This window comes from Streptomyces sp. NPDC015130, from assembly GCF_043080005.1.
In the GTDB taxonomy this organism is placed as follows: Bacteria; Actinomycetota; Actinomycetes; order Streptomycetales; family Streptomycetaceae; genus Streptomyces.
On sequence record NZ_JBIBVC010000005.1, the window covers coordinates 316,757 to 340,270 of the forward strand.

Sequence of the window (23,514 nt, forward strand, 5' to 3'; positions counted from 1 at the left end):
CGGCGGCCCGATAGCCTTCGGCTCATGACCGTTGCGTTCTTCTCCGGCTCGCGCCGCCGGGCCGCCGTCGCCCTCGGGGCCGTCTCCGCCGGGCTCCTCGTTCTCTCCGCCTGCGACAAGCCGACTCCGATCGCGACCGTGACGGTCGGGTCCGACTCGATCCACTCCGAGGCCGCCTGCTACAACGACGGCGACGCCATCAAGGAGTCGCAGATCCAGCAGTGCCTCAACAAGAAGGCCGAGAAGTCCATCACCGTCGCGATGGACGACAAGGTCCGCTTCGGGGTCGACCCCGAGATCGCGGACAACGGCTGGACGATCTTCCTCGGCGGCCAGCAGGCCGAGCCCGAGCCGTACAAGAAGACGTACCGGACCATTCCGGCCAGCGCCTTCTTCTCCAGCCAGACCGGCGAGGCCACCGACAACTCCCAGGTGACCATCGTCGAGACCGACGGCAAGAAGCTCACCGGCATCTGGCACTTCCAGCTGAAGAAGGAATCCTGATCCGCCGGTGGTCCACCGGATCCTGATCGTGACGGCCGTGGCGGCGGAGGCCGACTCCGTCGCCGCCGGCCTCGGTCACGACGCCCGGGACACGCCCCGGGACACTGCCCGGGAACCCTCCCGAAAGCCCGTACCGCTCCCGGGCGGCCTCACCCTGCGCCGCCGTGCCGACGGAGCGGACCTCCTCGTCGGCGGGGTCGGGCCCGCGGCCGTGGCCGCCGCGACCGCCACGGCGCTCACCGCCGCCTCACTCGCCGGCACCCCCTACGACCTCGTGGTCTCCGCCGGGATCGCCGGCGGATTCGCACCCCACGCCCCGATCGGCACCGTCGTCGTCTCCGAGGCGATCGTCGCCGCCGACCTCGGCGCGGACACCCCCGACGGCTACCTGGCCGTCGAGGAGCTGGGCTTCGGGCGCTCCGCCCACCCCGTACCGCACTCCCTCACCGGGCCCCTCGCCGCCGCGCTGCGCGCCGGCGACCGGCCGCACACCGTCGCACCCGTCCTCACCGTCTCCACCGTCACCGGCACCGCCGGGCGCGCCGCCGAGCTGGCGGGACGGCACCCGACGGCAGCCGCCGAGGCGATGGAGGGCTTCGGCGTCGCCGAGGCCGCCGCCGCGTACGGCGTGCCCGCCGTCGAGATCCGGTCCGTGTCGAACGCCGTCGGCCCGCGGGACCGCGCGGCCTGGCGGATCGGCGAGGCCCTGGACGCGCTGCGGCAGGCCTTCGCCCTGCTGGGCCCACAGCTCCTCACGAACCCCACCACCCCCTCCGCGGAGGCGAAGTGAAACTGAAGATCGCCTACTCGCCCTGCCCCAACGACACCTTCGTCTTCGACGCCTGGGCCCACGGCCGCGTCCCCGGCGCCCCCCGCCTCGACGTGACCTTCGCCGACATCGACGTCACCAACGGCTGGGCCGAGGGCGGCGACGACCACGACGTCCTGAAGGTCTCGTACGCCGTGCTGCCGTGGATCCTCGACGAGTACGCGCTGCTGCCCTGCGGCGGCGCGCTCGGCCGGGGCTGCGGGCCGCTCGTGCTGACGCGCGAGGAGGGCACCGGGGCGGACCTCGCGGGGAAGACGGTCGCGGTGCCGAGCGAGCGCTCGACGGCGTACCTCCTCTTCCGGCTGTGGGCGGCCGAGACCGTGCCGGGAGGCGTCGGGAACGTCGTCGTCATGCCGTTCCACGAGATCATGCCCGCCGTCCGCGACGGCAAGGTCGACGCGGGGCTCGTCATCCACGAGGCCCGCTTCACCTACCAGAACTACGGCCTGCACTGCCTCGCCGACATGGGCGAGCACTGGGAGGCCACGACAGGGCTGCCGATCCCGCTCGGCGCGATCGTCGCCCGCCGCTCCCTGGGCGAGGAGACCCTGCGGCTGCTCGCCGAGTCGGCCCGCGCCTCCGTACGCATGGCCTGGGACGACCCGGTGGCCTCCCGGCCGTACGTCCTGGAGCACGCGCAGGAGATGGACCCGAAGGTGGCCGACCAGCACATCGGCCTCTACGTCAACGAGTTCACCGCCGACCTGGGCGAACACGGCTACGCGGCGGTCCGCGGCCTGCTCACCCGCGCCGCGGCCGAGGGGCTCGTACCGCCCCTCGGCCCGGACTCGCTGTCGTTCCCGTAGGGGAACGAACCGCTACACGTCGAGCTGGTCCGCCACCGCGCGGAGCAGCCCGGCGATCTTCTTGCCCTGGGTCTTCTCGGGGTAGCGCCCGCGCTCCAGCGCCGGAGTGATGTTCTCCAGGAGCGTCGTCAGGTCCTGCACGATGGACGCCAGTTCGTCGGGCTTGCGCCGCTGCGCGGCGGCGACGGACGGCGTCGGCTCCAGGATCGCCACGGAGAGCGCCTGGTCACCACGCTGACCTGCGACGACTCCGAACTCGACCCGCTGGCCCGGCTTCAGTGCCTCGACTCCGGCGGGGAGCACCGACGAGTGCACGAAGACGTCGCCGCCGTCGTCACGGGAGAGGAAGCCGAAGCCCTTCTCGCTGTTGAACCATTTGACCTTGCCGGTAGGCAAAGCACGCACCCCATTCCACCAGTAAGCCGAAACACTGTCGTCGCAGGTCAGGCCATCCAGCGCTTGCTCGTGCCTGCCGTCGTTCGAAGCCTCCCCAGCTGTGTACCCCCCGTCAAGCAGCTCCACCCATCCCGGCCAGCAGTCCTGGCCGGTATCGATCGCGGCTCGCCCGGGGCGAGAAGGCACGCACATCACAGCACATGTGCGGGACGCCCCGAGAGGTGATTACCCCGGGACGTACGACAAACCCCCCTCCCGTAGGGAATACGGGAGGGGGGTTTGTCAGGTCCTCCGCCGCGGGCCGCGATCGCGGGCGGCGCCGGGCGGAGCCGGTTCCCCGGCACCGGGGAACTACCCTGGCCGAATGCGTACTGAATCCCCTGCCGGACCGGTGAACGACAGCGCGCCGGGTGACGGCCTCGTCAAGGCCGGTGTCGTGCTCTTCGCGGTCGGTGCGGTGGCGACGCTGGTCACGGTGGCCCCGCTGTTCCTCGGGACCGAGCCGTTCCCCACCGTCGCGTACACCGTCTCCATGCTCATGGGGGTCGGCTTCGCCGTCGCCGCCGCCGGGGTGCTCCGGTCGATCGCGGCCCAGCGCCGGCAGGCCCGCGAGGGTGCGGCCGGGGGCGCTCAGGCCCGGTAGGCCTCCAGCCACGGGCGGAAGCCCGTCAGGTCCGTGAGGACCACGTCCGCGCCCGCCGCGCGCAGCTCCTCGGGGGCGCAGGGGCCGGTCGCGACGGCCACCGCGAGGGCGCCCGCCGTGGCGGCGCCGCGGACGTCGCCGACGTGGTCGCCGACGTACACCTGGGCGTCGTGGGCCCGCAGGGCCTCGGCCTTGCCCTCGGCCCAGAGACCGCCGACGACGGCGTCCGGCTCGATGCCGAGGTGCGCGAGGTGCAGCTCCGCGTGCGGGCCGTTCTTGGCGGTGACGACGATCGTGCGGCCGCCCGCGTCGCGCACGGCCTGGATCGCGTCCCGGGCGCCCGGCATCGGGGGCGAGGGCTCGATCGCGTACGCCGGGTAGAGCGCGCGGTAGCGGGCCACCATCTCCTCGACCTGCTCCTCGGGGAACCAGTACGCCATCTCGTGGTGGAGCGGCGGGCCGAGGCGGGTGACGACGAGGTCGGCGTCGATCACGGCACCCGTCTCCGCGGCGAAGGCCTCCCAGGCGGCCTTGATGCCGGGGCGGCTGTCGATCAGCGTCAGGTCGAGGTCGAAACCGACGGTGAGCGGGGCGGGGGCCGACGAGGTCGGGGGCTGGTCGGGCTGGTTCGTCGTCATGGGGCCATTCTGCGGGAGGGCCCGGTGGCCGCCGGGGGCGGGCGTGGCCGCGCTCGCGGCCGGTGGTTCCGGGGCGGCCGGGCGTGACCGCACGCCGACGGTGGTTCCGGGGCGGCCGGGCGTGACCGCGCACGCCGACGGTGGTTCCGGGGCGGCCGGGCGTGACCGCGCACGCGGCCGGTGGTTCCGGGGCGGGCGGGCGTGACCGTGCACGCCGACCGTGGTTCCGGGGCGGGCGGGCGTGACCGCGCACGCCGACGGTGGTTCCGGGCGCCTCGCCTCGCTAGCCCGCCGCACCCGGTGTCAGTGCCTGCGGGAGCGCCAGAGCAGGAACAGGGCCGAGGCGATCGCCGCGCCCCGCAGTACCCACGGCCAGGTCTCGGAGACCGCCGCGCCCATCGCCTCGCCGCCCTGGGCCACGGCCTCGCCCCAGCGGCCCTCGACGCGGCCCCACAGCCAGACCACCCCGGTCGCGGCGGCGAGCCCGGGGATCACGAGGACGGCGCCCTTGACCTCGCCGGGGGTCAGCCGGCGGGAGGCGTACGCGATGAGCCAGCCGACGGCGAGCGCGAGCAGCGAGCCGAAGACGGCGCCGCCGATCAGGAGCAGCGCCGCGAGCAGGACGAAGGGGTTCGCGAGGCGGGGGCGCGCGGATGCCTGCGCCGGCTCGCCGGTCTCGCCCCCCGCCTCCGTCTCCTGGCCGGCTTCGGGGGCCGGGGCCGCCTTGCGGCGCAGGACGACGCGGGCCGCGCGGCGCCACCGGCCGGCGGCGGCCTCCTCGTCCTCGTACTCCTCCTCGGTCTCCGGGGCCGCGGGTTCGAAGAAGAGGTCCGGCCGCTCGATGCCGCCGACGAAGCCCGGGAGCCCCTCCGTCACGTCGATGTCGGTCGCGCGACTGGCGTCCGTACGCCACCAGTCGGGGTCCATGCCGCCGTCCCGGGGCGACGGGACGGAAGCGGAGGCCTCCGAGGAGGAGGAGGCGGAGGCGGAGGACGGGGCGGGCTTCGGGGAGGGCTTCCTGAGGGTTCTGGGCTGCTTCGGCGCCTTCGGCGCCTTGGCGGGCTTCGCGCGGGGTGACGGCAGCGGCGGCGTGTCCGCCCCGGCTGCCCCGGCCGACCTGCCCGCCCCGGTCGCCCCCGCCGACCCGCCCGGGCCCGCCGCCGGACCTTCCGGCCCGTCACCCGCCCGTCCCACGACCTCGTCCGGCGTACCCAGCGCGCCGAGGATGCCCCGTACCGCCGCCGGGCTCTCCTCGCCGTGCGTCGCGCGCCGCCGGTCGATCTCGTTCCGCAGCGTCGACACCAGCCGCATCCGGTCGCTCGCCGGCAGCTGACGCTGCTGTGCCAGATCGCCGACCCGGCTCAGGTAGTCGTAGACCAACTGGTCGCTCTCGATGCCCACGGTGCCCCTCCACGGCCGGTTCGCCCGGTACGACCCGACGGTAGCGCGCGGGCAGGGGCTAACGTGGGGCGGATGGGGATCGGTGAGCTCGACCGGGAGGCGCACGTGGCCGAAGCATCTGGTGCCGCGGCGCCGCGCACGCTCGCGGAAGCGCTGCGCGCGCGGGGCGACGACGGCCTGGCCGCGCTGCTGCGCGCCCGGCCGGACCTCCTGGGGCCCGTGCCGAACGACCTGACGCAGCTGGCGACCCGCGCCGGTACGCGCGGTTCCGTGATCCGGGCGATCGAGCGGCTCGACCGGTTCGCCCTCCAGACGGCCGAAGCGCTCGCCGTGGGCCCGGACCCTACCCCGTACCCCGTGCTCCTCGGGCTGCTCGCCGGCGACGAGGGCGACCCTGCGATCGAGGCGGCGCTGCCCGGCGCCGTCGCCCTGCTGCGCGAGCAGGCGCTCGTGTGGGGCGAGGACGAGCGGCTGCGGCTCGTCCGGACCGCGCGGGAGCTCCTGGCGCCCTCCGCGCAGCACCCGTCGCCGACCGGGCTCGGGCCGACGGTCGCCGAGGCCACGTCCGGGATGTCGCCGGGCCGGGTGCAGGAGATCATCGCGGCGGCCGGGCTGACGGCGACGCACGACCCGGTGTCGGCGGTGGCCGTGCTGACGGAGCTCTTCACCGACCGGACGCGGATGGGCGGGCTGCTCGACACGGCCCCGCCGGAGGCGCTCGCCGTCCTGGACCGGCTGGTGTGGGGTCCGCCCTACGGGGAGGTGACGGCGAACCCGGCGCCGCCCGTGCAGTGGCTGCGCGACCGGGGCCTGCTGCTGCCGGTGTCGGCGCGGACGATGGTGCTGCCGCGCGAGGTGGCGCTGCACCTGCGGGGCGGCCGGGCGCACCGGTCGCCGGAGCCGGCGGCGCCGGAGCTGGTGGTGCGGCGCGACTACCGCCCACAGGTTGTGGACAGCGCCGCCGCAGGGCAGGCCTACGTGGCGCTCGCCACGGTCGAGGAGCTGCTGAAGTCCTGGGACCTGGGCGGCCCGCCGGTGCTGCGCGCGGGCGGACTGGCCGTGCGCGACCTCAAGCGGATCGCCGCGGCCCTGGACGTCTCCGAGCAGATCGCCTGCTTCTGGCTGGAGCTGGCCTACGGGGCGGGGCTGCTCGCCTCGGACGGCGAGGCCGACGAGCGGTACGCGCCGACGCCCGCCTACGACGACTGGCTCGACCTGCCGCCCGCCGAGCGGTGGGCGCTGCTCGTCACGCCGTGGCTGGACGCGACCCGCACCCCGGGTCTGGTCGGCGGGCAGGACGCGAAGGGCCGCACGCTGTCGGCTCTCGGCCCCGAGCTGGACCGGTCGGCCGCCCCCGAGGTGCGGCACCGGGTCCTGTTCCTGCTCGCGACGCTCCCGCCGGGCGCCGCGGCCGACCCCGAGTCGCTGCTCGCCAGGCTGCGCTGGGAGCGACCGCTACGCGGCGCCGAGGGCTCCGCCTCGGCGGGGGCCGCGACCGTGCGGTCCCGGGTCGCGGCCTGGACCCTGGAGGAGGCCGAGCTGCTCGGGCTGACCGGGCGCGGCGCGCTGTCCGGCCCGGCCCGCGCGCTCCTCAACCTGCCGCTCGCGGAGGCCGCGACCGCGGCGGAGCCGGGCGGCGGGGTGGAGCTGTCGGTGGCCGCGACGCGGGCGGCGACGCTCCTCGCGCCGCTGCTTCCCGAGGCCGTCGACCACGTGCTGCTCCAGGCCGACCTGACGGCCGTGGCGCCGGGCCCGCTGCGGCGGCCGCTCGCCGACGCGCTGGGCGTCCTCGCGGACGTGGAGTCGAAGGGTGGTGCGACGGTCTACCGGTTCACGCCGGGCTCCGTGCGGCGGGCTCTCGACTCGGGGCAGACGGCGAGCGACCTGCACGACTTCCTCGCGCGGCACTCGCGGACGCCCGTCCCGCAGCCTCTGGCGTATCTGATCGACGACGTGGCGCGGCGCCACGGCCATCTCAAGGTCGGGGCGGCCTCGGCGTACGTGCGCTGCGACGACGACACGGTGCTCGGCGAGATCCTGGCCGACCGGCGGTCGGCGTCCCTGGGGCTCCGCCGGCTCGCGCCGACCGTGCTCGCGGCGCAGGCGGACCCGGTGGCGCTGCTCGACGGGCTGCGGTCGATGGGGTACGCGCCGGCGGCCGAGTCGGCCGAGGGCGACGTCCTGATCGCCCGCGCCGACACGTACCGCACCCCGGCCCGTACCGCCCCGGTGCCCGTCCCCGACGGGCCGCCGTCCCCCGACGCCACCCTCCTCACCGCGGCGGTCAGGGCCATCCGGGCCGGCGACCGGGCGGCGACGGCGGTCCGCAAGGAGCCCTCGGAGCCGACGGCCGCCGGCGCCCTCCCCCGCACCTCGGCGGCCGAGACCCTGGCCACGGTCCAGGCGGCCGCGATGACCGGCTCGGCGGTCTGGATCGGCTACGTCAACGCGGAGGGCGCGGCGAGCCAGCGGGTGATCGCCCCGGTCCGGGTGGAGGGCGGCTTCGTGACGGGCTACGACCACACGGCCGACGAGGTCCGCACGTATCCGCTGCACCGGATCACGGGCGTCGCCGAGCTGGCGGACGACCAGGTCTGACGCCCGCGCCGGACCCCGGGCCCGGCCGGGTCCGCGGCGCACGCACGCCGCGACGCAGCGGCGTCGCGGTGACCCCTGCCCATCGGGCAGACTGGAGGATTGGCCGCCGTCGTCGGGAGCGGCCCGGGAAGGACTGATCGCGCGTGAATGGGCCTCTCATCGTCCAGAGCGACAAGACGCTGCTCCTGGAGGTCGACCACGATCTCGCCGAGGCGTGCCGACGGGCCATCGCGCCCTTCGCGGAGCTGGAGCGGGCGCCCGAGCACATCCACACGTACCGGCTGACGCCGCTCGGCCTGTGGAACGCGCGTGCCGCCGGGCACGACGCCGAGCAGGTCGTCGACGCGCTCGTCGAGTACTCCCGCTACCCCGTGCCGCACGCGCTGCTCGTCGACATCGCCGAGACGATGGACCGGTACGGGCGTCTCACCCTCTCCAAGCACCCCACCCACGGGCTCGTCCTGACCAGCACCGACCGGCCCGTCCTGGAGGAGATCCTCCGGTCGAAGAAGGTGCAGCCGCTGGTCGGGGCGCGGATCGACGAGGACACCGTCGCCGTGCACCCCTCCGAGCGCGGGCAGATCAAGCAGACGCTGCTGAAGCTCGGCTGGCCCGCCGAGGACCTCGCCGGGTACGTCGACGGGGAGGCCCACCCGATCGAGCTCGCCGAGGACGGCTGGACACTGCGCCCGTACCAGCGGCAGGCCGTCGACGGCTTCTGGCACGGCGGGTCCGGGGTCGTCGTGCTGCCCTGCGGCGCGGGGAAGACGCTGGTCGGGGCCGGGGCGATGGCCGAGGCCAAGGCGACCACGCTGATCCTGGTGACCAACACGGTCTCCGCCCGCCAGTGGAAGAGCGAGCTGGTCAGGCGGACCTCGCTCACCGAGGACGAGATCGGCGAGTACAGCGGGACGAAGAAGGAGATCCGGCCCGTCACCATCGCCACCTACCAGGTCCTCACGACCAAGCGGAAGGGCATCTACCCGCACCTGGAGCTCTTCGACTCCCGGGACTGGGGCCTCGTCGTCTACGACGAGGTGCACCTGCTGCCCGCGCCCGTCTTCAAGTTCACCGCCGACCTCCAGGCGCGGCGGCGGCTCGGGCTGACCGCGACGCTCGTCCGCGAGGACGGACGCGAGTCCGACGTCTTCTCGCTGATCGGGCCCAAGCGGTTCGACGCGCCGTGGAAGGAGATCGAGGCGCAGGGCTACATCGCGCCCGCCGACTGCGTCGAGGTCAGGGTCAACCTCACGGACTCCGAGCGGCTGGCCTACGCGACGGCCGAGCCGGAGGAGAAGTACCGCTTCTGCGCGACGACCGCGACGAAGCGGAAGGTGACCGAGGCGCTGGTGCGGAAGTTCGAGGGGCAGCAGATCCTCGTCATCGGGCAGTACATCGACCAGCTCGACGAGCTCGGCGAGCACCTGGACGCCCCGGTCATCAAGGGCGAGACGTCGAACAAGGAGCGGGAGCGGCTCTTCGACGCGTTCCGGACGGGCGAGATCAGCGTGCTCGTCGTCTCGAAGGTCGCGAACTTCTCGATCGACCTGCCGGAGGCGACGGTCGCGATCCAGGTCTCGGGCACCTTCGGCTCGCGCCAGGAGGAGGCGCAGCGTCTCGGCCGGGTCCTGCGGCCGAAGTCCGACGGGCACCAGGCGCACTTCTACTCCGTCGTCGCGCGCGACACGATCGACCAGGACTTCGCCGCGCACCGGCAGCGGTTCCTCGCCGAGCAGGGGTACGCGTACCGGATCGTCGACGCGGACGAACTGCTGGCTCCGTAGGGGCCCGGCGCAGGGCCCTCCGTGAAGGGTCCGGTCAGTCCAGCAGCTGGAGGAAGACGCCGAGGATTCCGAAGGCGTACTGGGCGATGACGAGGGCCCGGCGCGGCGTGGTCGGCATCAGGGCCCGGGGGGTGGCGAGGGCGACGAGGCCGGCCGCGGCGGCGACGGGGAACATCCAGAAGGCGGTGTCGGTGAAGCCGCCGGCCGCTCCGTCGCCGCTGACGGCGTCGCGGATGACCAGCATCGCGGTGAGGACCAGGAGCGCGGCGAGGACGGCGAAGCCGCCGAGGGCGGTGAGGCGCAGCTTCCGGGTGGAGGTGCGGACGAACTCGTCGGTCTCGGTCTCGGTCTCGGGCGGGGTCGCGATCGTGGTCTCGGTCGCGGGCGTCGTCGGCGTCATGTGGTGATCACATCAGGCGGCGGCCCGCCCGCGGCAGTCGTCCGGGTACTCAGTCGGGGCCGGGCGCGTACTCAGGTCGCGGGTTCCTGACGCCCGCCTCGCGCGGGCCGTGGTCGCCGAGGAGGACGACGCCGGCCGCCGCGCCGCCGAAGGCGCGTATCGCGCGGAACGCGGTGGCGAGGTGGCGGGTACGGGGCCGGGGGACGGTGGTCACGAGGGTGAAGGTCGTCGCGGTCATGCTTCCATCATGGAATCCGGACATTCCGAACACATCGGCCTGGGGGTGGAACCGGGGTCCGACTCACGACGGACCCCGTCCCCTACGGGTAGGCGGCCGGACGGAGACCGCGCGGGGAGGGGTGAAAACGATTCGCCTCGTGCGGCCGGCCGGAGTTACACTCGCCAGCTTCCCCGCCTCCCCCGTGGAGCGCCGCCGTCCGGTTGGAAACCGGCGGCCACCTCGTCGTGTCCGCGTATCCACCTGCTCGGAGGCTTCACCGTGTCCGTTTCCGGTCCGCTCGATCCGCTCGCGCGTGAGCGCGCCCATCTGACCGAGTCGCGCTCCGCCCTCCGCGCGATGCGGGAGGACGTCGAGGCGCTCGACATCAAGGACGTCACGGCGAACTGGGTCAACTCCCTCGTCCTGGGGCGCCAGATCGAGGACCGGATCAAGGCGCTCGCGGACCTCGCCGACACCCCGCTGTTCTTCGGACGGCTCGACTACCTGCACACCACGCAGGAGGGACAGCGCTTCTACATCGGCCGGCGGCACGTCCACGACGCCGACGGCGACCCCATGGTCATCGACTGGCGCGCCCCGGTGTCGCAGCCGTACTACCAGGCGTCGAAGAAGGACCCGCAGGACGTGGGGCTGCGGCGGCGCTTCGGGTACACGGGCGGGGAACTCACCGCGTACGAGGACGAGCACCTCTCCGACCCGGCCGAGCTGCAGACGACGAGCCGGCTGCTCCAGGCGGAGATCGAGCGGCCCCGCGTCGGCCCCATGCGGGACATCGTGGCGACGATCCAGCCCGAGCAGGACGGGATCGTCCGCTCCGACCTGTCGGGGACGGTGTGCGTGCAGGGAGGCCCCGGGACCGGAAAGACGGCCGTCGGCCTGCACCGTGTCGCGTACCTGCTGTACGCGCACCGGGAGCGGCTGGCCCGCACCGGCACCCTGGTCATCGGGCCGAACCGTTCCTTCCTCCACTACATCGAGCAGGTGCTGCCCGCCCTGGGCGAGCTGGAGGTCCAGCAGGCGACCGTCGACGACCTCGTGGCGCACGTCGACGTGCGGGGGACGGACGACGCGGCGACGGCGGTGGTCAAGGGCGACGCCCGGATGGCGGAGGTGCTCCGGCGCGCCGTCCGCTCGCACGTCTCGCTGCCGAAGGAGCCGCTGATGGTGGTGCGCGGCTCGCGCCGGTGGCGGGTGCCCGCGTACGAACTGGAGCAGATGGTCCAGGAGTTGCTGGACCGGGACATCCGGTACGGGGCGGCCCGCGAGGCGCTGCCGCAGCGGATCGCGCACGCGGTCCTGGTGCGGATGGAGGAGGCCGGCGAGGCGCCCGACGACCGCGTGCAGAACGCGGTCGCGCGGAACCCCGCCGTGAAGGCCGTCGTGAAGGAGTGCTGGCCGCCGGTCGAGCCCGCGAAGCTGGTGCTGCGGCTGCTCGGCGACGCCGACTTCCTGGCGGAGCACGCGGAGGGGCTGCTCTCCGAGGACGAGCAGAAGCTGCTGCTGTGGGCGAAGCCGGCGCGGAGCGTGAAGGCGGCGAAGTGGTCGGCCGCGGACGCGGTGCTGATCGACGAGACGAAGGACCTCGTCGAGCGGACGCACTCGCTCGGGCACGTGGTCCTCGACGAGGCGCAGGACCTGTCCCCGATGCAGTACCGGGCGGTGGGCCGCCGGTGCACGACGGGTTCGGCGACGGTCCTGGGCGACCTGGCGCAGGGGACGACGCCGTGGGCCACGGAGAGCTGGGCGCAGGCGCTCGGGCACCTGGGCAAGCCGGAGGCGGTCGTGGAGGAGCTGACCGCCGGCTTCCGCGTGCCGCGCGAGGTCATCGCGTACGCCTCGCGGCTCCTTCCGCACATGTCGCCGGGGCTCGCGGCGGTGGAGTCGGTCCGGGAGAACCCGGGCTCGCTGGTCGTCCGCCCGGCCGGCGACCTCGACGCCGACGTCGTCGCGGCCTGCGTCGAGGCCCTGGCGCACGAGGGTTCCGTCGGCCTGATCGCCGCCGACGCCCGGATCGCCCCGCTGGCGGAGGCGCTGACGGCGGCGGGGATGGCGTACCTCTCCCCCGGCGAGGAGACGACCGCCGAGTCCCGGCTGACCCTCGTCCCCGCCTCGCTCGCGAAGGGCCTGGAGTACGACTACGTGGTCCTCGACGAGCCGGCGGCCGTCGTCGACGGCGAACCCGACGAGCGGACCGGGCTGCGGCGCCTGTACGTGGCGCTGACCCGTGCCGTCTCCGGCCTGACGATCATTCACTCGGCTCCGGTTCCCGCCCAGTTGGGCACCCTGTGACCCGTCCTCCGGCCGGCTCCCTGCACCACGTGGAGATCTGGGTGGGCGACCTGGCGGGCGCCGAGGCGAGCTTCGGCTGGCTGCTCGGCGCCCTCGGGTACGCGCCCTTCCAGCACTGGGAGGGCGGCCGCAGCTGGGCGCTCGGCTCCTGCTACCTCGTGGTCGAGCAGTCCCCGGCCCGTACGGCAGACACCCACGACCGGCTCCGGCCCGGCCTCAACCACCTGGCCTTCCACGCGGGCGACCGGGCGGCCGTCGACGCGCTCGCGGCCGAGGCCCCGGCCCACGGCTGGCGCCTGCTGTTCGCCGACCGGCACCCGTACGCGGGCGGCGAGGGCCACTACGCGGCCTACCTGGAGAACGCGGACGGGTTCGAGGTCGAACTGGTCGCCGCCGGGCCCTGAGGCGCGCCGGGGTCAGCTCTCGGCGAGCGCCTCGGACCAGGTGCGGTGGGCCACCGCGGCCAGGACCGGGTTCGTGACGCGGTAGTAGTTCTCGGTCACCAGGCCCCAGCACAGGGCCCAGCCGCGGCCGCGCGCCCAGGTGTCGTCGTCGACCCGGGCCGCCTCGCGGAAGAGGGGGCGGGTCTCGGCGGTGAGGATCGACCAGCCGGGCATCATGTCGCAGGCCGGGTCGCCCACGCCGAGGCCGCCGAAGTCGATGACGGCGCTGAGGCGGCCGTCTCGGGTGAGGACGTTGCCGGGGAGCAGGTCGCCGTGGACCCAGACGGGGGCGCCCTCCCACTGCGGGAGCGCGAGGACCGACTCCCAGGCCCGGGTGGCCCGTTCGGGGTCGACCGTGCCGTCGGCGGCGAGCTCCCGGATCGCGCCCGGCATCGCGCCCTGCTCCCACTCCGTGACCGGGCCGCCCCGGAAGGAGGCCGGGCCACCGCTCGCGTCGACCGCGCGCAGGGCGGCGCCGAAGCGGCCCAGCCGCACGGCGGCGTCGGCGAGATCGGTGAGGGGCGCGATGAAGGCGTCGGCACCGTCGAGCCAGCCGAACACGGACCAGGGGCGGTCGAAACCCTCCCCGGGGACCCCGTGCCCGAGGGGGACGGGGACGGGCAGGGGCAGGTGCGGCGCGAGGAGCGGGAGCCAGCGCTGCTCCTTCGCGGCCTGCCCGGTCGACCACTCGGCCTTCGGCAGCCGTACGGCGAACTCGTCCCCGAGCCGGAACATCGCGTTGTCGGTGCCGGCGGAGTCCACCTCCCGCACCGGGAGTCCCGCCCACTCGGGGAACTGCGCGGCGACCAGGCGGGCCACGAGGGCGGTGTCGAGGGTCACGGGGGATGCCATGGGGGCGACGCTAACGGGCGACCGCCCCCACGACCACGGGTTTTCCGCCCGTCCGCCCGGAGGTCACCGGGCGGACGGGTGCGGGTCGCGGGCGGTGGAGCGGGCCAGCGCCAGGCCGCCGAGGACGGAGGCGACCAGACCGACGAGGAGGGCCACGAGGGCGCCGCCGAGCCCGTTGCCCGTACCGAGGGAGCCGTCGGAGCCGGCGACGACCGTCCCGCCGAGCGCCATGGCGACGAGCCCCGCCGCGAGGGCGGCGAGGGCCCCGGTCCGCACGGATCGGGATGCGGCGCCGCTTCCGGTGCCGGAGCCGGAGTCCGTACGGGTACGGCCGGCGGCGCGGGCGAGGGCCCGTGCGCCGACGGCGGCTCCGGCGATTCCCAGCAGCGCGGCCACGATGGCTCCGACGCGCCCGCTCATCCGCAGCGGGTTCCGCGCGCTCCTCGACGTCGAGGACGACATCGAGGTGGTGGCCGAGGCCGGCGACGGGCTGGAGGGCCTGGCGCTGGCCAGGGAGCACCTGCCCGACATCGCGCTCGTCGACATCCGGATGCCGGTCGTCGACGGCATCGAGACGACCCGGCGCATCGCCGCGGACCCGGAGCTGGCCGGGGTGCGGGTCGTCGTCCTGACCAACTACGGCCTCGACGAGTACGTCTTCGACGCGCTGCGCGCCGGTGCGGCGGGGTTCCTCGTCAAGGACATCGTCCCCGAGGACTTCCTGCACGCCGTGCGGGTCGCCGCTCGCGGGGACGCCCTGCTCGCGCCGTCGATCACCCGCAAGCTGATCGACCGGTACGTCACCCAGCCGCCGCCCGCGAGGGTCCGCGAGCGGCTGGCGGAGCTGACCAACCGTGAGCGCGAGGCGGTCGTCCTGGTGGCGGGCGGCCTGACCAACGACGAGATCGCCGCCCGCATGGTGATCAGCCCGCTGACCGCGAAGACCCACGTCAACCGTGCGATGACCAAACTCGCCGCCCGCGACCGCGCCCAGCTCGTCGTCCTGGCCTACGAATCGGGCCTGGTGACCCCGGGAGGCTCAGGTCCGGCGTAGGGGGGGCGTAGGGCGGGCGTAGGGCGGGCGGGCCGAGGCCGACGCCACGACACAGGGCGCGCCCGCGGCGCAGGGCCCGCGGCGCAGGGCCCGCGGCGCAGGGCCCGCGGCCGGGGGCGGGACTCGCGGTTCGACGCTGGACCCGCCGCCGGCGCAAGGCGCTCCGCCCGGCGCAGGGCGCGCGGCCCGACACGGGACCCGCCGCCCGGTGCAAGGCGCGCCGCCGGGCGTAGGGCGGGTGGGTCCGACGCAGGACCCGCCGCCCGGCGCAGGGCCGGGCGCGGGCGGCGGGTGGGCCGGCCCCGGGCGGCGGGTGGGCCGCGCGTGCCCGGACGTGCCGCGGGGCATCGGCCGCCGGGGCGGCGGGGCTCAGGCGTCGACGGCCTCGCGCCAGGTGCGTACCGCTTCCGCCGAGACCGGGGCGGTCCAGCCCTGGGGGCGGGCGGCGCCGCCGATGTGGAAGGCGTCGAGGCCGGCCGCGCGCAGCTCGGGGAGGTGGTCGAGGCGCAGGCCGCCGCCGACGAGGATCCGGGCCTCGTAGCCCGGTTCGCCGGCGCGGGCGGCCTCGGCCTTGAGGGTGGCGAGGCCGTCGTCGACGCCGGTGGCGGAGCCCGCCGTGAGGTAGGTGTCGAGGCCGGGGAGGTCGGCGAGGCGCTTGCGGAGGCCGTCGCGGTCGGCGGTCCGGTCGATCGCCCGGTGGAAGGTCCAGCGGCAGCCGTCGAGGACGGCGATGAGCCGCTCGACGGCGACGAGGTCCGGTTCGCCGTCCGGGGTGAGGAAGCCGAGGACGAACTCGTCCGCGCCCGCCTCGCGGAGCTCCGAGGCCCGGGCCACGAGGGCGTCGATGCCGTCGGGGCCGCCGGCCGAGAACCCGTCGGCGAGGCGGAGCATCACGCGCAGCGGGATGTCGACGGCGGAGCGGATGGCGGCGAAGCCGGTTCGGGACGGGGTGAGCCCGTCCGCCGCCATGTCGGTGACGAGTTCGAGCCGGTCGGCTCCACCGGCCTGGGCGGCGACCGCGTCTTCCTCGTCGAGGGCGATCACCTCAAGGACTGCACGGTTGCTCATCGCGGCCCATTCCTCCATGAATGACGGCACTACAGGTCTAGTCCAATGACCAGACTAGCCGTGCGTGTGCTCTCCCGCATCGTCCGTCGCATCACCGGCCGCGGGAGCGGTGGCCTCGGGGGCCGGGGCGGTCGCCTTCGCGGCTCCCGCGGTGACCGTGAAGGCCGCCGTCCGGACCTTGCCCTCGTGCTGGAAGTCGAGGAAGAGACGGTACGTCCCCGCGCTGGGCGCCGTCGCGGTGAAGGAGACGTCCGGGCCGGGGCCGCCCTCGTTCGGGTGCACGTGGAGGTAGGCGAGGTCGCCGTCGCGCAGGGCGACGAGGTGTCCGTACGCGCCGAGATAGGGCTCCAGGTCGGTGACGGGCCTGCCGGCCTTGGTGACGGTGAGCTTGAGCTCGCCGGCCTTGCCCGGGTCGAGGGTGCCGCCGAGGCGGACCTGGTAGCCGTCGACGTTCGCCGTCGGGGCGACGGCCGGCATGGCCTCGGGGGCGTACGCGCCGGGTACGGAGAGGTCGGCGCCGAGTGTGATGCCCTTGGCGCCCTTCGCGGCGGGCTTGAAGTCGGCGAAGGCCTTGTAGCCGCCGGCGGCGGGCAGGTCGACGGGGGTCGTCCAGGTGCCGTCCGCGGCCTTCACCGGGTGCAGATGGCGGAAGGTGGTGAGGTCGCGCGAGGCGACGATGAAGTGCAGTTCCTTGCCGTGCTCGGTGGTGAAGGCGGTGACCTTCCGGCCGGTCGCGTCCTTGATCGAGAACTTCAGGACGCTCTTGCCGACGGCGGGGGCCGGGGTGTCCAGGGCGAGGGTGTAGCCGCCGTCGGAGACCTGGAGGCCGCCGGGGAGCTCGGCGGCGGGGGCGGCGTCCGCGCCCGCCTCGTGGCCGGCGTGGCCGTCCGCCGCGGGGCTCTTCGCGGGGGCGGCCGCGTGCTCGCCGTGCTCCGCCTTCTTCGGCTCCTCGAAGGGCCCGACGCCCGTGCCGACCCCGTACGCGGCCCCGAAGGTCGCGGCGAGCGCGGCGGCATAGGCAGTGATCTTCACACCGGTGTTCATGGCTGCTCTCCCGATACGTGGGTGGGTGCGCGGGTGGCGCGGTAACCGTTCGATGCACCTCACCATACCCCTGGGGGGTATCAAGTCAAGCCGCGGATCTGCTTGCGTCGGATACGGGAGGGGGGTATACATGAACCACAACCGGATACCCCCTGAGGGTATCGCGCCCGAAGGAACCGACCGAGGAGAAGCCATGGGCTCCTGCTGCACCCCCGACAACAGCTGCTCGACCACCGCGGAGACCGCCGCCGTCGCGATCGCCGAGAGCACCGCGACCGTCTACGCCGTCTCCGGCATGACGTGCGGCCACTGCAGGACCGCGATCACCCAGTCCGTCGGCGCGCTGGACGGCGTCATCTCCGTGGACGTCGACGTCAACGGCGGCCTGGTGACCGTCACCACCGGCGGCGAGCCCGACGACGCCGCCATCGCCGCCGCCGTCGACGACGCGGGCTACGAGCTGACCGGCCGCGCCTGAGCCGCCCGCCCCACCCCGGCCGCCGGGACCCGCCCACCACGCCCGGGTCCCGGCCCCCGACCCGTACTCACGAGGAGCAGGAACAGCCATGACAACGACGACACCGGGCACCGCCCAGGTCGAGCTCGCCATCGGCGGCATGACCTGTGCCTCGTGCGCGGCCCGCATCGAGAAGAAGCTCAACCGGATGGACGGGGTCGAGGCCACCGTCAACTACGCCACCGAGAAGGCCAAGGTCACCTTCGACGCCGACATCGACGTCGCCGCCCTGATCGCGACCGTGGAGGCCACCGGCTACACCGCCGAGGAGCCCGCGCCGCCGAAGGCCGCCGGCCCGGGCGACGGCGGCCCCTCCGACGAGGAGAAGGCCGACGAGGAGCTGCGGCCCCTCAGGCAGCGGCTGGTCACGGCCGTCTCGCTCGCCGTGCCCGTCATCGCGATGGCGATGGTCCCGGCCCTCCAGATCGAGTACTGGCAGTGGCTGAGCCTCACGCTCGCCGCGCCGGTCGTCGTCTACGCCGCCTGGCCCTTCCACCGGGCCGCCTGGACCAATGCCAGGCACGGCGCGGCCACCATGGACACCCTGATCTCGGTCGGCACGATCGCCGCGTTCCTCTGGTCGCTGTGGGCGCTGTTCTTCGGGACCGCCGGCACGCCCGGCATGACGCACCCCTTCGAGTTCACGATCGCCCGTACCGACGGCGCCGGGAACATCTACCTGGAGGCCGCCGCCGGCGTCACCGCCTTCATCCTGGCCGGCCGGTACTTCGAGGCCCGCTCGAAGCGCAAGGCGGGCGCCGCGCTCAAGGCGCTGATGCAGCTGGGCGCCAAGGAGGTCACCGTCCTGCGCGGCGGCCAGGAGCTCACCGTGCCGACGGCCGACCTCCAGGTCGGGGACCGCTTCCTGGTCCGCCCGGGCGAGAAGATCGCCACCGACGGCACCGTCGTCGAGGGCTCCTCCGCCGTGGACGCCTCCATGCTGACCGGCGAGTCCGTCCCGGTCGAGGTCTCCGTCGGCGACGCCGTCACCGGCGCCACCCTGAACGCCGGCGGCCGCCTCGTCGTCGAGGCCACCCGCGTCGGCTCCGACACCCAGCTCGCCCGGATGGCCAAGCTCGTCGAGGACGCGCAGAACGGCAAGGCCGCCGCCCAGCGTCTCGCCGACCGGATCTCGGCCGTCTTCGTCCCCGTCGTCATCGCGCTCGCGCTCGGCACCCTCGGCTTCTGGCTCGGCACCGGCCAGGGGCTCACCGCCGCCTTCACCGCGGCCGTCGCCGTCCTGATCATCGCCTGCCCCTGCGCCCTCGGCCTGGCCACCCCGACCGCCCTCATGGTCGGCACCGGCCGCGGCGCCCAGCTCGGCATCCTCATCAAGGGCCCCGAGGTCCTGGAGACCACCCGCAAGGTCGACACGATCGTCCTCGACAAGACCGGCACCGTCACCACCGGCCGCATGACCCTCATCAAGGTCCACACCGCCGAGAGCGTCGACGAGAGGGACGCGCTGCGGCTCGCGGGCGCCCTGGAGCACTCCTCCGAGCACCCGATCGCCCAGGCCGTCGCCACCGGCGCGGCGGCGAAGGTCGGCACCCTGCCCACCCCCGAGGACTTCGCCAACATCCCCGGCCTCGGCGTCCAGGGCGTCGTCGACGGCCACGCCGTCCTCGTCGGCCGCGAGAAGCTGCTCGACGAGTGGGCCATGGAGCTCCCCGCCGCGCTCAAGTCCGCCAAGGACGCGGCCGAGAAGGCCGGCAGGACCGCCATCGCGGTCGCCTGGGACGGGGAGGCCCGCGCGGTCCTGGAGGTCGCCGACGCCGTCAAGGAGACCAGCCCCGAGGCCATCCGGCGGCTGCGCGCCCTGGGTCTCACCCCGATCCTGCTCACCGGCGACAACAAGGCGGTCGCCGAGGCCGTCGCCGCCGAGGTCGGCATCGACGAGGTCATCGCGGAGGTCATGCCGCAGGACAAGGTCGACGTCGTCAAGAGGCTCCAGGCGGAGGGCCGTTCGGTCGCGATGGTCGGCGACGGCGTGAACGACGCCGCCGCGCTCGCCCAGGCCGACCTGGGCCTCGCGATGGGCACCGGCACGGACGCCGCCATCGAGGCCGGCGACCTGACCCTCGTACGGGGCGACCTGCGGGCCGCGGCCGACGCGATCCGGCTCTCCCGCAAGACGCTCGGCACGATCCGCTCGAACCTCTTCTGGGCCTTCGCCTACAACGTGGCCGCCCTGCCGCTCGCCGCGGCCGGACTGCTCAACCCGATGATCGCGGGGGCCGCGATGGCCTTCTCCTCGGTCTTCGTCGTCGGCAACAGCCTGCGCCTGCGCGGCTTCCAGGCCGCCGACCGCTGACGAACCCCCTTCCCGCCGATCTCCCGAGGAGCCCGTCGTGGCCGGTTACGGACAGCACAAGGAAGACATCATCAGACGCCTGCGCCGCATCGAGGGCCAGGTCAGGGGGGTGCAGCGGATGGTCGACGAGGACACCTACTGCATCGACGTCCTCACCCAGGTCTCCGCCGTCAACGCGGCCCTCCAGTCCTGCGCGGTGGCCCTCCTGGACGAGCACCTCAGCTGCTGCGTCACGGAGGCCATCGCCCAGGGCGGGGACCAGGCCAAGGTGAAGGTGGGCGAGGCGTCGAAGGCGATCGCCCGGCTCATCCGGACCTGACGAAGTGCCCCGGACATCGTCCGGGGCACTTCGCCGTGCGGGAGCGGTTGCGGAATCGGCGTCCTGACGCGGTACGCGGTCTCAACCGCCCTTGCGCGACGGGCACTCGGCGGAGAGCGTGACGCTCAGGCGGAGACAGAGCCCGAGCACCCGCCGGAGGAGCACAAGCTCCGCCGAACCGGGCAGACCGGGGCCGCAGAGCGTCACGCAGGGGCGGTTCCTCATGAGGGTCGACATCCCGCCATCGTACCCCTGGGGGGTATACCTGGACGAGGGAGGCGGCCCGTACGATGAGCCGCCCAGGGGGAAGGGGAGCCACGTGCGCCGGCTGGGAGAGCTGGAGGCCGAGATCATGGACCGGCTGTGGGCCTGGCAGCGGCCCGCCACCGTCCGCGAGATCGTCGACGACATCAATCGGGGACGCCGGGTCGCCTACACGACCGTCATGACGGTCGCGGACATCCTGCACCGCAAGGACTGGCTGCGCCGCGAGAAGGCGGGCCGGGCCTGGCTGTACGAACCCGTCCGCAGCCGCGAGGAGTACACCGCCGGCCTGATGCGGGACGCCCTCGGCGACAGCCAGGACCGGCCCGCCGCCCTCCTGCGGTTCGTCGAGGTCATCTCGGACGAGGACATGGCCGCCCTGGACGCGGCCCTCCGGGCGGCCCGGGGCGGCCCACCGGGAGGACCCGGCGGGGGTGGTGGCGCGTGAACCACCACGCCCTCGTCCCCCTCGGACTCGCCCTGGTCGCCGGCTTCCTCGTGCCGTGGCTCGTCGTCCGGGCCCGCTGGGCCCAGCAGGTGCCCCGCCTCGCGCTCGCCGTGTGGGCGGCCTGCGGCGCCGTCTTCACCGCCGCGGCCGCCCTGCTCCCCGCCCAGCTGGTCCTCCCCGGCGAGAGCAGCCACCGCCTCACCGACATGGTGCTCACGCTCCGGCTCCCCGCCCCCGAGCAGCTGCTCGGCCTCGAAGGCCGCGAGCGGCTCGCCCTCGCGATCGCCCTCGGCGTCCTCGCCCTCCCCGTCACCGCCTTCCTGACGAGACTCGCGCGGGCCCGCCGGGTGCGGGTCCGGCACGCGGGGGTGCTGCGGCTCGTCGGGCGGTACGACCCCGGCCTGCGGGCCACCGTCCTCGACGACGACCGGCCCGCCGTCTACTGCCTGCCCGGCCGCTCGCGCCGCGTGGTCGTCTCCTCCGGGGCCCTCGACACCCTGACGCCCGCGCAGCTCGCGGCGGCCCTCGCGCACGAGCGGGCGCACATCGCGGGCCGCCACCACCTCCTCGTCGCGGCGACGGAGGCCTTCACGGCCGTCTTCCCGCGCCTCCCGCTCGCCCGGCACGGCGGGACGTCCGTACCGCTGCTCCTCGAAATGGCCGCCGACGACCGGGCCTTACGGCGATGCACGCGCGACGCGCTCGCGACCGCGCTGTACGCACTGGCCTCCGGGCGCGCCCCGCGCTCCGCGTTCGCGGCGGGCGGGCCCTCGGCGGCGCTGCGGATGCGGCGCATCCTCACCCCGTACAGCGCCGGACACCCCGTCCTGCGGGGGCTGTTCACCGTCTCGGCGGGGGCGCTCGCGATGGCGCCGCTCGTCATCGCCTGCTGTTCCTTCCCCGGCTAATCGACTCGCTTCACCGCCTCACCCCGCTTCCCCGACCGACCCCCGAACACCGTTAATTACTAAGCGAATTCGTAGATTTCGCATCGGTCACGGGCAACTTAATTCACCGCTATCGTGGGTATGTTGGGGCTCTGGCTCGGCACGTCGAAGGGTACAAAACCAATGCAGCTGGCTGGCGTTCGAGCGGCCGCGGCCGGCGATGCGACGACGATATCCAGGCTGCTCGCGGACGCCATTCGGAGCAGCTACGAGGGAATACTGGACGAAATCCCGATGCGGCGGCTGATCTCGGCGCAATGCGCGCTCCCCCGCATCCGCGCGGAAATTGAAATTCCGGGTGGTGCGCCCGGCTGGCTCGGCTGGCTCGTCGCGACCGACCCCGAGGGCGCGGTCGTCGGCGTCGCCGCGGGCGGCGTCCCCGTACCGGGCGAGGGCGAGGTGTACGCACTGGCCGTCGCGGCCGGATCCCGCCGGCGGGGAGTGGGTACGGCCCTGCTGGCCGCCGCCACGGACCGGATGCGGAGCTACGGAGCCCACGACCAGCGGGTCGAACTCCCGGCGGAGAAGGACCCGTCGCTCCCCTTCTACACCCGGATGGGCTTCGGCTCCCTCGGCCCCACCCGCTGGAGCCGCACGGTCTGACGCACGGCCCGCGGGAACGCCTCCGGCACCGTGCCCGACCCCGTGACCGGCGGTCGTGGCAGATCCACGCCATCGCGTGTTCACGCAGCCCGATCCGGTGGATCGGCGCTCCTCCGCCAGGTCAGGATGGGTTCAGCGGCGCGGTCCCGGCGGCACGGGTACCTCGTCCGGACGGCATGGACCGAGCGAGCCCCTGGAGGAGCGATGCACACACCGAGCGGCCTTTCCCTGCCCGTCGTGCCCGCAGCGTTCGCCCCGGTCCTGCCGTCCCGATACGACCGGGAGCCCGCCGCCCGGACACAGCGGGGCCGGGTCAAGTCCGACCTCCTCCCCGGCCTCGAATCGGTCTCCCCCGTCGACGAGGCCTCGGTCTGGCTCCACGACGCCCTGCTCGGCCCGCACAGCGCGGACATCGTCCGGTACCTCGGCCTCGCCCGCTCCACCGGCGGACCCGTCCTGGACCTCGGCTCCGGCGCCGGGCGGCTCGCCGTCCCGTTCGCCCGGCACGGCTTCGCCGTGGAAGCCGTGGACCGGGACGCCTCCGCACTGGAGCGCCTCGAAGGCTGGGCCCGCCGGATCGGCCCGCAGGTCGCCGGGCTCGTCGTCACCCACCGCGCCGACCTCACCGAGCTGCGGCTCGACGGGAGTTACCGGCTCGCGCTCCTCGCGGGCGCCGTGGTCACCGCCGTCCCGCCCGCCCACCGGCCCGGGCTGCTGCGCGAGGTCGCCTCCCACCTGGAGGCCGGCGGGGCGCTCGCCCTCGACTACACCGCGCACCGGCTCCCCGGACTCGTCGCGGAGCCGCGCCGGACCTGGGCCTTCCAGGTGCCGCGCTTCGACGGGGTCGACGAGTGGGTGGTGGCCCGGCAGGTCTTCGACCTGCCGTCGATGAGCGAGCGGATCACGTACTACACGGCCCGCACCGGCAAGGTCTCCACCGAGCGGGTCGTGCTGACCACCGACAAGTGGATCGTGGACCCCGAGCGGCTCGCGGCCGAACTGCACTCGGCCGGCCTGCACATCGAGGGTCGCCGGCGGCAGCGGATCGACGACCGGACCGAGAGCGTCCTGCTGGTGTGCAGGACGGACGACTGAACCGGACGCCTGACGAG

26 protein-coding genes are annotated in these 23,514 nt (G+C 74.5%); 16 read left to right on the forward strand and 10 right to left on the reverse strand.

Features of this window, described 5'->3' with window-relative positions; translation table 11 throughout:
- Positions 1 to 24: 24 nt before the first annotated feature.
- The 3 genes from ACF08F_RS12855 to ACF08F_RS12865 are packed head-to-tail and all read left to right on the forward strand — an operon-like array spanning position 25 to position 2,139.
- Complete coding sequence (locus ACF08F_RS12855) at positions 25 to 504, forward strand: DUF2771 domain-containing protein (protein ID WP_392298522.1); 480 nt, start codon at positions 25 to 27, stop codon at positions 502 to 504.
- A 7-nt stretch (positions 505 to 511) separates the two neighbouring features.
- Positions 512 to 1,294 (forward strand): futalosine hydrolase, encoded by a 783-nt coding sequence (locus tag ACF08F_RS12860; protein ID WP_392298523.1) that lies wholly within the window; start codon positions 512 to 514, stop codon positions 1,292 to 1,294.
- On the forward strand, positions 1,291 to 2,139 hold the full coding sequence (locus tag ACF08F_RS12865) for a 1,4-dihydroxy-6-naphthoate synthase (protein ID WP_392298524.1): 849 nt from the start codon (positions 1,291 to 1,293) through the stop codon (positions 2,137 to 2,139). Before ACF08F_RS12860 ends, ACF08F_RS12865 begins: the two co-directional genes overlap by 4 nt.
- Before the next feature lie 12 nt (positions 2,140 to 2,151).
- Here ACF08F_RS12865 and ACF08F_RS12870 read toward each other — a convergent pair whose 3' ends face one another.
- Positions 2,152 to 2,535 (reverse strand): cold-shock protein, encoded by a 384-nt coding sequence (locus ACF08F_RS12870; RefSeq protein ID WP_392298729.1) that lies wholly within the window; start codon positions 2,533 to 2,535, stop codon positions 2,152 to 2,154.
- 364 nt (positions 2,536 to 2,899) lie between these two features.
- Here ACF08F_RS12870 and ACF08F_RS12875 point away from each other — a divergent pair, with 364 nt between their 5' ends.
- On the forward strand, positions 2,900 to 3,178 hold the full coding sequence (locus ACF08F_RS12875; RefSeq protein ID WP_392298525.1) for a hypothetical protein: 279 nt from the start codon (positions 2,900 to 2,902) through the stop codon (positions 3,176 to 3,178).
- On the opposite strand, the gene ACF08F_RS12880 is transcribed toward ACF08F_RS12875, so the two are convergent.
- On the reverse strand, positions 3,166 to 3,816 hold the full coding sequence (locus ACF08F_RS12880; protein ID WP_392298526.1) for an HAD family hydrolase: 651 nt from the start codon (positions 3,814 to 3,816) through the stop codon (positions 3,166 to 3,168). The two genes, ACF08F_RS12875 and ACF08F_RS12880, sit on opposite strands and share 13 nt — an antisense overlap.
- A gap of 303 nt (positions 3,817 to 4,119) precedes the next feature.
- Positions 4,120 to 5,217 (reverse strand): hypothetical protein, encoded by a 1,098-nt coding sequence (locus ACF08F_RS12885; RefSeq protein ID WP_392298527.1) that lies wholly within the window; start codon positions 5,215 to 5,217, stop codon positions 4,120 to 4,122.
- A 72-nt stretch (positions 5,218 to 5,289) separates the two neighbouring features.
- Here ACF08F_RS12885 and ACF08F_RS12890 point away from each other — a divergent pair, with 72 nt between their 5' ends.
- Together ACF08F_RS12890 and ACF08F_RS12895 are read left to right on the forward strand one after the other, a co-directional pair.
- Positions 5,290 to 7,815 (forward strand): helicase-associated domain-containing protein, encoded by a 2,526-nt coding sequence (locus ACF08F_RS12890; RefSeq protein WP_392298528.1) that lies wholly within the window; start codon positions 5,290 to 5,292, stop codon positions 7,813 to 7,815.
- A gap of 143 nt (positions 7,816 to 7,958) precedes the next feature.
- Complete coding sequence (locus ACF08F_RS12895; protein ID WP_392298529.1) at positions 7,959 to 9,599, forward strand: DNA repair helicase XPB; 1,641 nt, start codon at positions 7,959 to 7,961, stop codon at positions 9,597 to 9,599.
- A gap of 34 nt (positions 9,600 to 9,633) precedes the next feature.
- Here the strand turns inward: ACF08F_RS12895 and ACF08F_RS12900 are convergent, their stop codons facing one another.
- Both ACF08F_RS12900 and ACF08F_RS12905 read right to left on the reverse strand, forming a co-directional pair.
- The gene (locus tag ACF08F_RS12900; protein WP_392298530.1) at positions 9,634 to 9,999 is read right to left on the reverse strand and encodes a hypothetical protein; all 366 of its coding nucleotides are present in this window, start codon (positions 9,997 to 9,999) and stop codon (positions 9,634 to 9,636) included.
- A gap of 49 nt (positions 10,000 to 10,048) precedes the next feature.
- Positions 10,049 to 10,237: a hypothetical protein gene (locus ACF08F_RS12905; RefSeq protein ID WP_392298531.1), complete on the reverse strand. Its 189-nt coding sequence runs from the start codon at positions 10,235 to 10,237 to the stop codon at positions 10,049 to 10,051.
- 261 nt (positions 10,238 to 10,498) lie between these two features.
- On the opposite strand from ACF08F_RS12905, the gene ACF08F_RS12910 reads away from it, so the two are divergent.
- A complete protein-coding gene (locus ACF08F_RS12910) occupies positions 10,499 to 12,529 on the forward strand; it encodes a HelD family protein (protein WP_392298532.1) in 2,031 nt (676 codons plus the stop codon).
- Positions 12,526 to 12,933 (forward strand): VOC family protein, encoded by a 408-nt coding sequence (locus tag ACF08F_RS12915; protein WP_392298533.1) that lies wholly within the window; start codon positions 12,526 to 12,528, stop codon positions 12,931 to 12,933. Before ACF08F_RS12910 ends, ACF08F_RS12915 begins: the two co-directional genes overlap by 4 nt.
- A 12-nt stretch (positions 12,934 to 12,945) precedes the next feature.
- Here the strand turns inward: ACF08F_RS12915 and ACF08F_RS12920 are convergent, their stop codons facing one another.
- Complete coding sequence (locus ACF08F_RS12920; RefSeq protein ID WP_392298534.1) at positions 12,946 to 13,824, reverse strand: aminoglycoside phosphotransferase family protein; 879 nt, start codon at positions 13,822 to 13,824, stop codon at positions 12,946 to 12,948.
- A gap of 63 nt (positions 13,825 to 13,887) precedes the next feature.
- A complete protein-coding gene (locus ACF08F_RS12925; protein WP_392298535.1) occupies positions 13,888 to 14,244 on the reverse strand; it encodes a DUF6223 family protein in 357 nt (118 codons plus the stop codon).
- Between ACF08F_RS12925 and ACF08F_RS12930 the strand changes: the two genes are divergently transcribed.
- The gene (locus tag ACF08F_RS12930; RefSeq protein ID WP_392298536.1) at positions 14,222 to 14,878 is read left to right on the forward strand and encodes a response regulator; all 657 of its coding nucleotides are present in this window, start codon (positions 14,222 to 14,224) and stop codon (positions 14,876 to 14,878) included. The genes ACF08F_RS12925 and ACF08F_RS12930 overlap by 23 nt on opposite strands.
- Before the next feature lie 369 nt (positions 14,879 to 15,247).
- On the opposite strand, the gene ACF08F_RS12935 is transcribed toward ACF08F_RS12930, so the two are convergent.
- Both ACF08F_RS12935 and ACF08F_RS12940 read right to left on the reverse strand, forming a co-directional pair.
- Positions 15,248 to 15,946: a copper homeostasis protein CutC gene (locus ACF08F_RS12935; protein WP_392298537.1), complete on the reverse strand. Its 699-nt coding sequence runs from the start codon at positions 15,944 to 15,946 to the stop codon at positions 15,248 to 15,250.
- A 54-nt stretch (positions 15,947 to 16,000) separates the two neighbouring features.
- Positions 16,001 to 16,990 (reverse strand): hypothetical protein, encoded by a 990-nt coding sequence (locus tag ACF08F_RS12940; RefSeq protein WP_392298538.1) that lies wholly within the window; start codon positions 16,988 to 16,990, stop codon positions 16,001 to 16,003.
- Positions 16,991 to 17,183: 193 nt separating this feature from the next.
- Between ACF08F_RS12940 and ACF08F_RS12945 the strand changes: the two genes are divergently transcribed.
- From ACF08F_RS12945 to ACF08F_RS12955, 3 genes are all read left to right on the forward strand, one after another.
- Positions 17,184 to 17,468 (forward strand): cation transporter, encoded by a 285-nt coding sequence (locus tag ACF08F_RS12945; RefSeq protein ID WP_392298539.1) that lies wholly within the window; start codon positions 17,184 to 17,186, stop codon positions 17,466 to 17,468.
- Positions 17,469 to 17,556: 88 nt separating this feature from the next.
- The gene (locus tag ACF08F_RS12950) at positions 17,557 to 19,821 is read left to right on the forward strand and encodes a heavy metal translocating P-type ATPase (protein ID WP_392298540.1); all 2,265 of its coding nucleotides are present in this window, start codon (positions 17,557 to 17,559) and stop codon (positions 19,819 to 19,821) included.
- A gap of 37 nt (positions 19,822 to 19,858) precedes the next feature.
- The gene (locus ACF08F_RS12955; RefSeq protein WP_392298541.1) at positions 19,859 to 20,140 is read left to right on the forward strand and encodes a metal-sensitive transcriptional regulator; all 282 of its coding nucleotides are present in this window, start codon (positions 19,859 to 19,861) and stop codon (positions 20,138 to 20,140) included.
- An 81-nt stretch (positions 20,141 to 20,221) separates the two neighbouring features.
- Here the strand turns inward: ACF08F_RS12955 and ACF08F_RS12960 are convergent, their stop codons facing one another.
- Positions 20,222 to 20,377, reverse strand: a complete 156-nt coding sequence (locus ACF08F_RS12960) for a hypothetical protein (RefSeq protein ID WP_392298542.1) — start codon at positions 20,375 to 20,377, stop codon at positions 20,222 to 20,224.
- 82 nt (positions 20,378 to 20,459) lie between these two features.
- On the opposite strand from ACF08F_RS12960, the gene ACF08F_RS12965 reads away from it, so the two are divergent.
- The 4 genes from ACF08F_RS12965 (at position 20,460) to ACF08F_RS12980 (ending at position 23,497) form a co-directional block, all read left to right on the forward strand.
- Positions 20,460 to 20,852, forward strand: coding sequence for a BlaI/MecI/CopY family transcriptional regulator (locus tag ACF08F_RS12965; protein WP_392298543.1), 393 nt, complete (start codon positions 20,460 to 20,462; stop codon positions 20,850 to 20,852).
- The gene (locus tag ACF08F_RS12970; protein WP_392298544.1) at positions 20,849 to 21,760 is read left to right on the forward strand and encodes a M56 family metallopeptidase; all 912 of its coding nucleotides are present in this window, start codon (positions 20,849 to 20,851) and stop codon (positions 21,758 to 21,760) included. The genes ACF08F_RS12965 and ACF08F_RS12970 overlap by 4 nt, the downstream gene beginning before the upstream one ends.
- Positions 21,761 to 22,033: 273 nt before the next feature.
- Entirely contained in the window at positions 22,034 to 22,402 is a 369-nt protein-coding gene (locus ACF08F_RS12975) for a GNAT family N-acetyltransferase (RefSeq protein WP_392298545.1), read from the forward strand.
- Between the two features lie 204 nt (positions 22,403 to 22,606).
- Complete coding sequence (locus tag ACF08F_RS12980) at positions 22,607 to 23,497, forward strand: SAM-dependent methyltransferase (protein ID WP_392298546.1); 891 nt, start codon at positions 22,607 to 22,609, stop codon at positions 23,495 to 23,497.
- The last annotated feature ends 17 nt before the right edge of the window (positions 23,498 to 23,514 follow it).

Excerpts from the sequence above, each read along its gene's own strand:
- ACF08F_RS12855 (WP_392298522.1), top strand. The coding sequence starts at position 25 with ATGACCGTTGCGTTCTTCTCCGGCTCGCGCCGCCGGGCCGCCGTCGCC.
- ACF08F_RS12875 (WP_392298525.1), top strand. The coding sequence starts at position 2,900 with ATGCGTACTGAATCCCCTGCCGGACCGGTGAACGACAGCGCGCCGGGT.
- ACF08F_RS12880 (WP_392298526.1), bottom strand. The coding sequence starts at position 3,816 with ATGACGACGAACCAGCCCGACCAGCCCCCGACCTCGTCGGCCCCCGCC.
- ACF08F_RS12890 (WP_392298528.1), top strand. The coding sequence starts at position 5,290 with ATGGGGATCGGTGAGCTCGACCGGGAGGCGCACGTGGCCGAAGCATCT.
- ACF08F_RS12900 (WP_392298530.1), bottom strand. The coding sequence starts at position 9,999 with ATGACGCCGACGACGCCCGCGACCGAGACCACGATCGCGACCCCGCCC.
- ACF08F_RS12905 (WP_392298531.1), bottom strand. The coding sequence starts at position 10,237 with ATGACCGCGACGACCTTCACCCTCGTGACCACCGTCCCCCGGCCCCGT.
- ACF08F_RS12920 (WP_392298534.1), bottom strand. The coding sequence starts at position 13,824 with ATGGCATCCCCCGTGACCCTCGACACCGCCCTCGTGGCCCGCCTGGTC.
- ACF08F_RS12930 (WP_392298536.1), top strand. The coding sequence starts at position 14,222 with ATGGCTCCGACGCGCCCGCTCATCCGCAGCGGGTTCCGCGCGCTCCTC.
- ACF08F_RS12925 (WP_392298535.1), bottom strand. The coding sequence starts at position 14,244 with ATGAGCGGGCGCGTCGGAGCCATCGTGGCCGCGCTGCTGGGAATCGCC.
- ACF08F_RS12935 (WP_392298537.1), bottom strand. The coding sequence starts at position 15,946 with ATGAGCAACCGTGCAGTCCTTGAGGTGATCGCCCTCGACGAGGAAGAC.
- ACF08F_RS12940 (WP_392298538.1), bottom strand. The coding sequence starts at position 16,990 with ATGAACACCGGTGTGAAGATCACTGCCTATGCCGCCGCGCTCGCCGCG.
- ACF08F_RS12945 (WP_392298539.1), top strand. The coding sequence starts at position 17,184 with ATGGGCTCCTGCTGCACCCCCGACAACAGCTGCTCGACCACCGCGGAG.
- ACF08F_RS12950 (WP_392298540.1), top strand. The coding sequence starts at position 17,557 with ATGACAACGACGACACCGGGCACCGCCCAGGTCGAGCTCGCCATCGGC.
- ACF08F_RS12960 (WP_392298542.1), bottom strand. The coding sequence starts at position 20,377 with ATGTCGACCCTCATGAGGAACCGCCCCTGCGTGACGCTCTGCGGCCCC.
- ACF08F_RS12975 (WP_392298545.1), top strand. The coding sequence starts at position 22,034 with ATGCGGCGGCTGATCTCGGCGCAATGCGCGCTCCCCCGCATCCGCGCG.
- ACF08F_RS12980 (WP_392298546.1), top strand. The coding sequence starts at position 22,607 with ATGCACACACCGAGCGGCCTTTCCCTGCCCGTCGTGCCCGCAGCGTTC.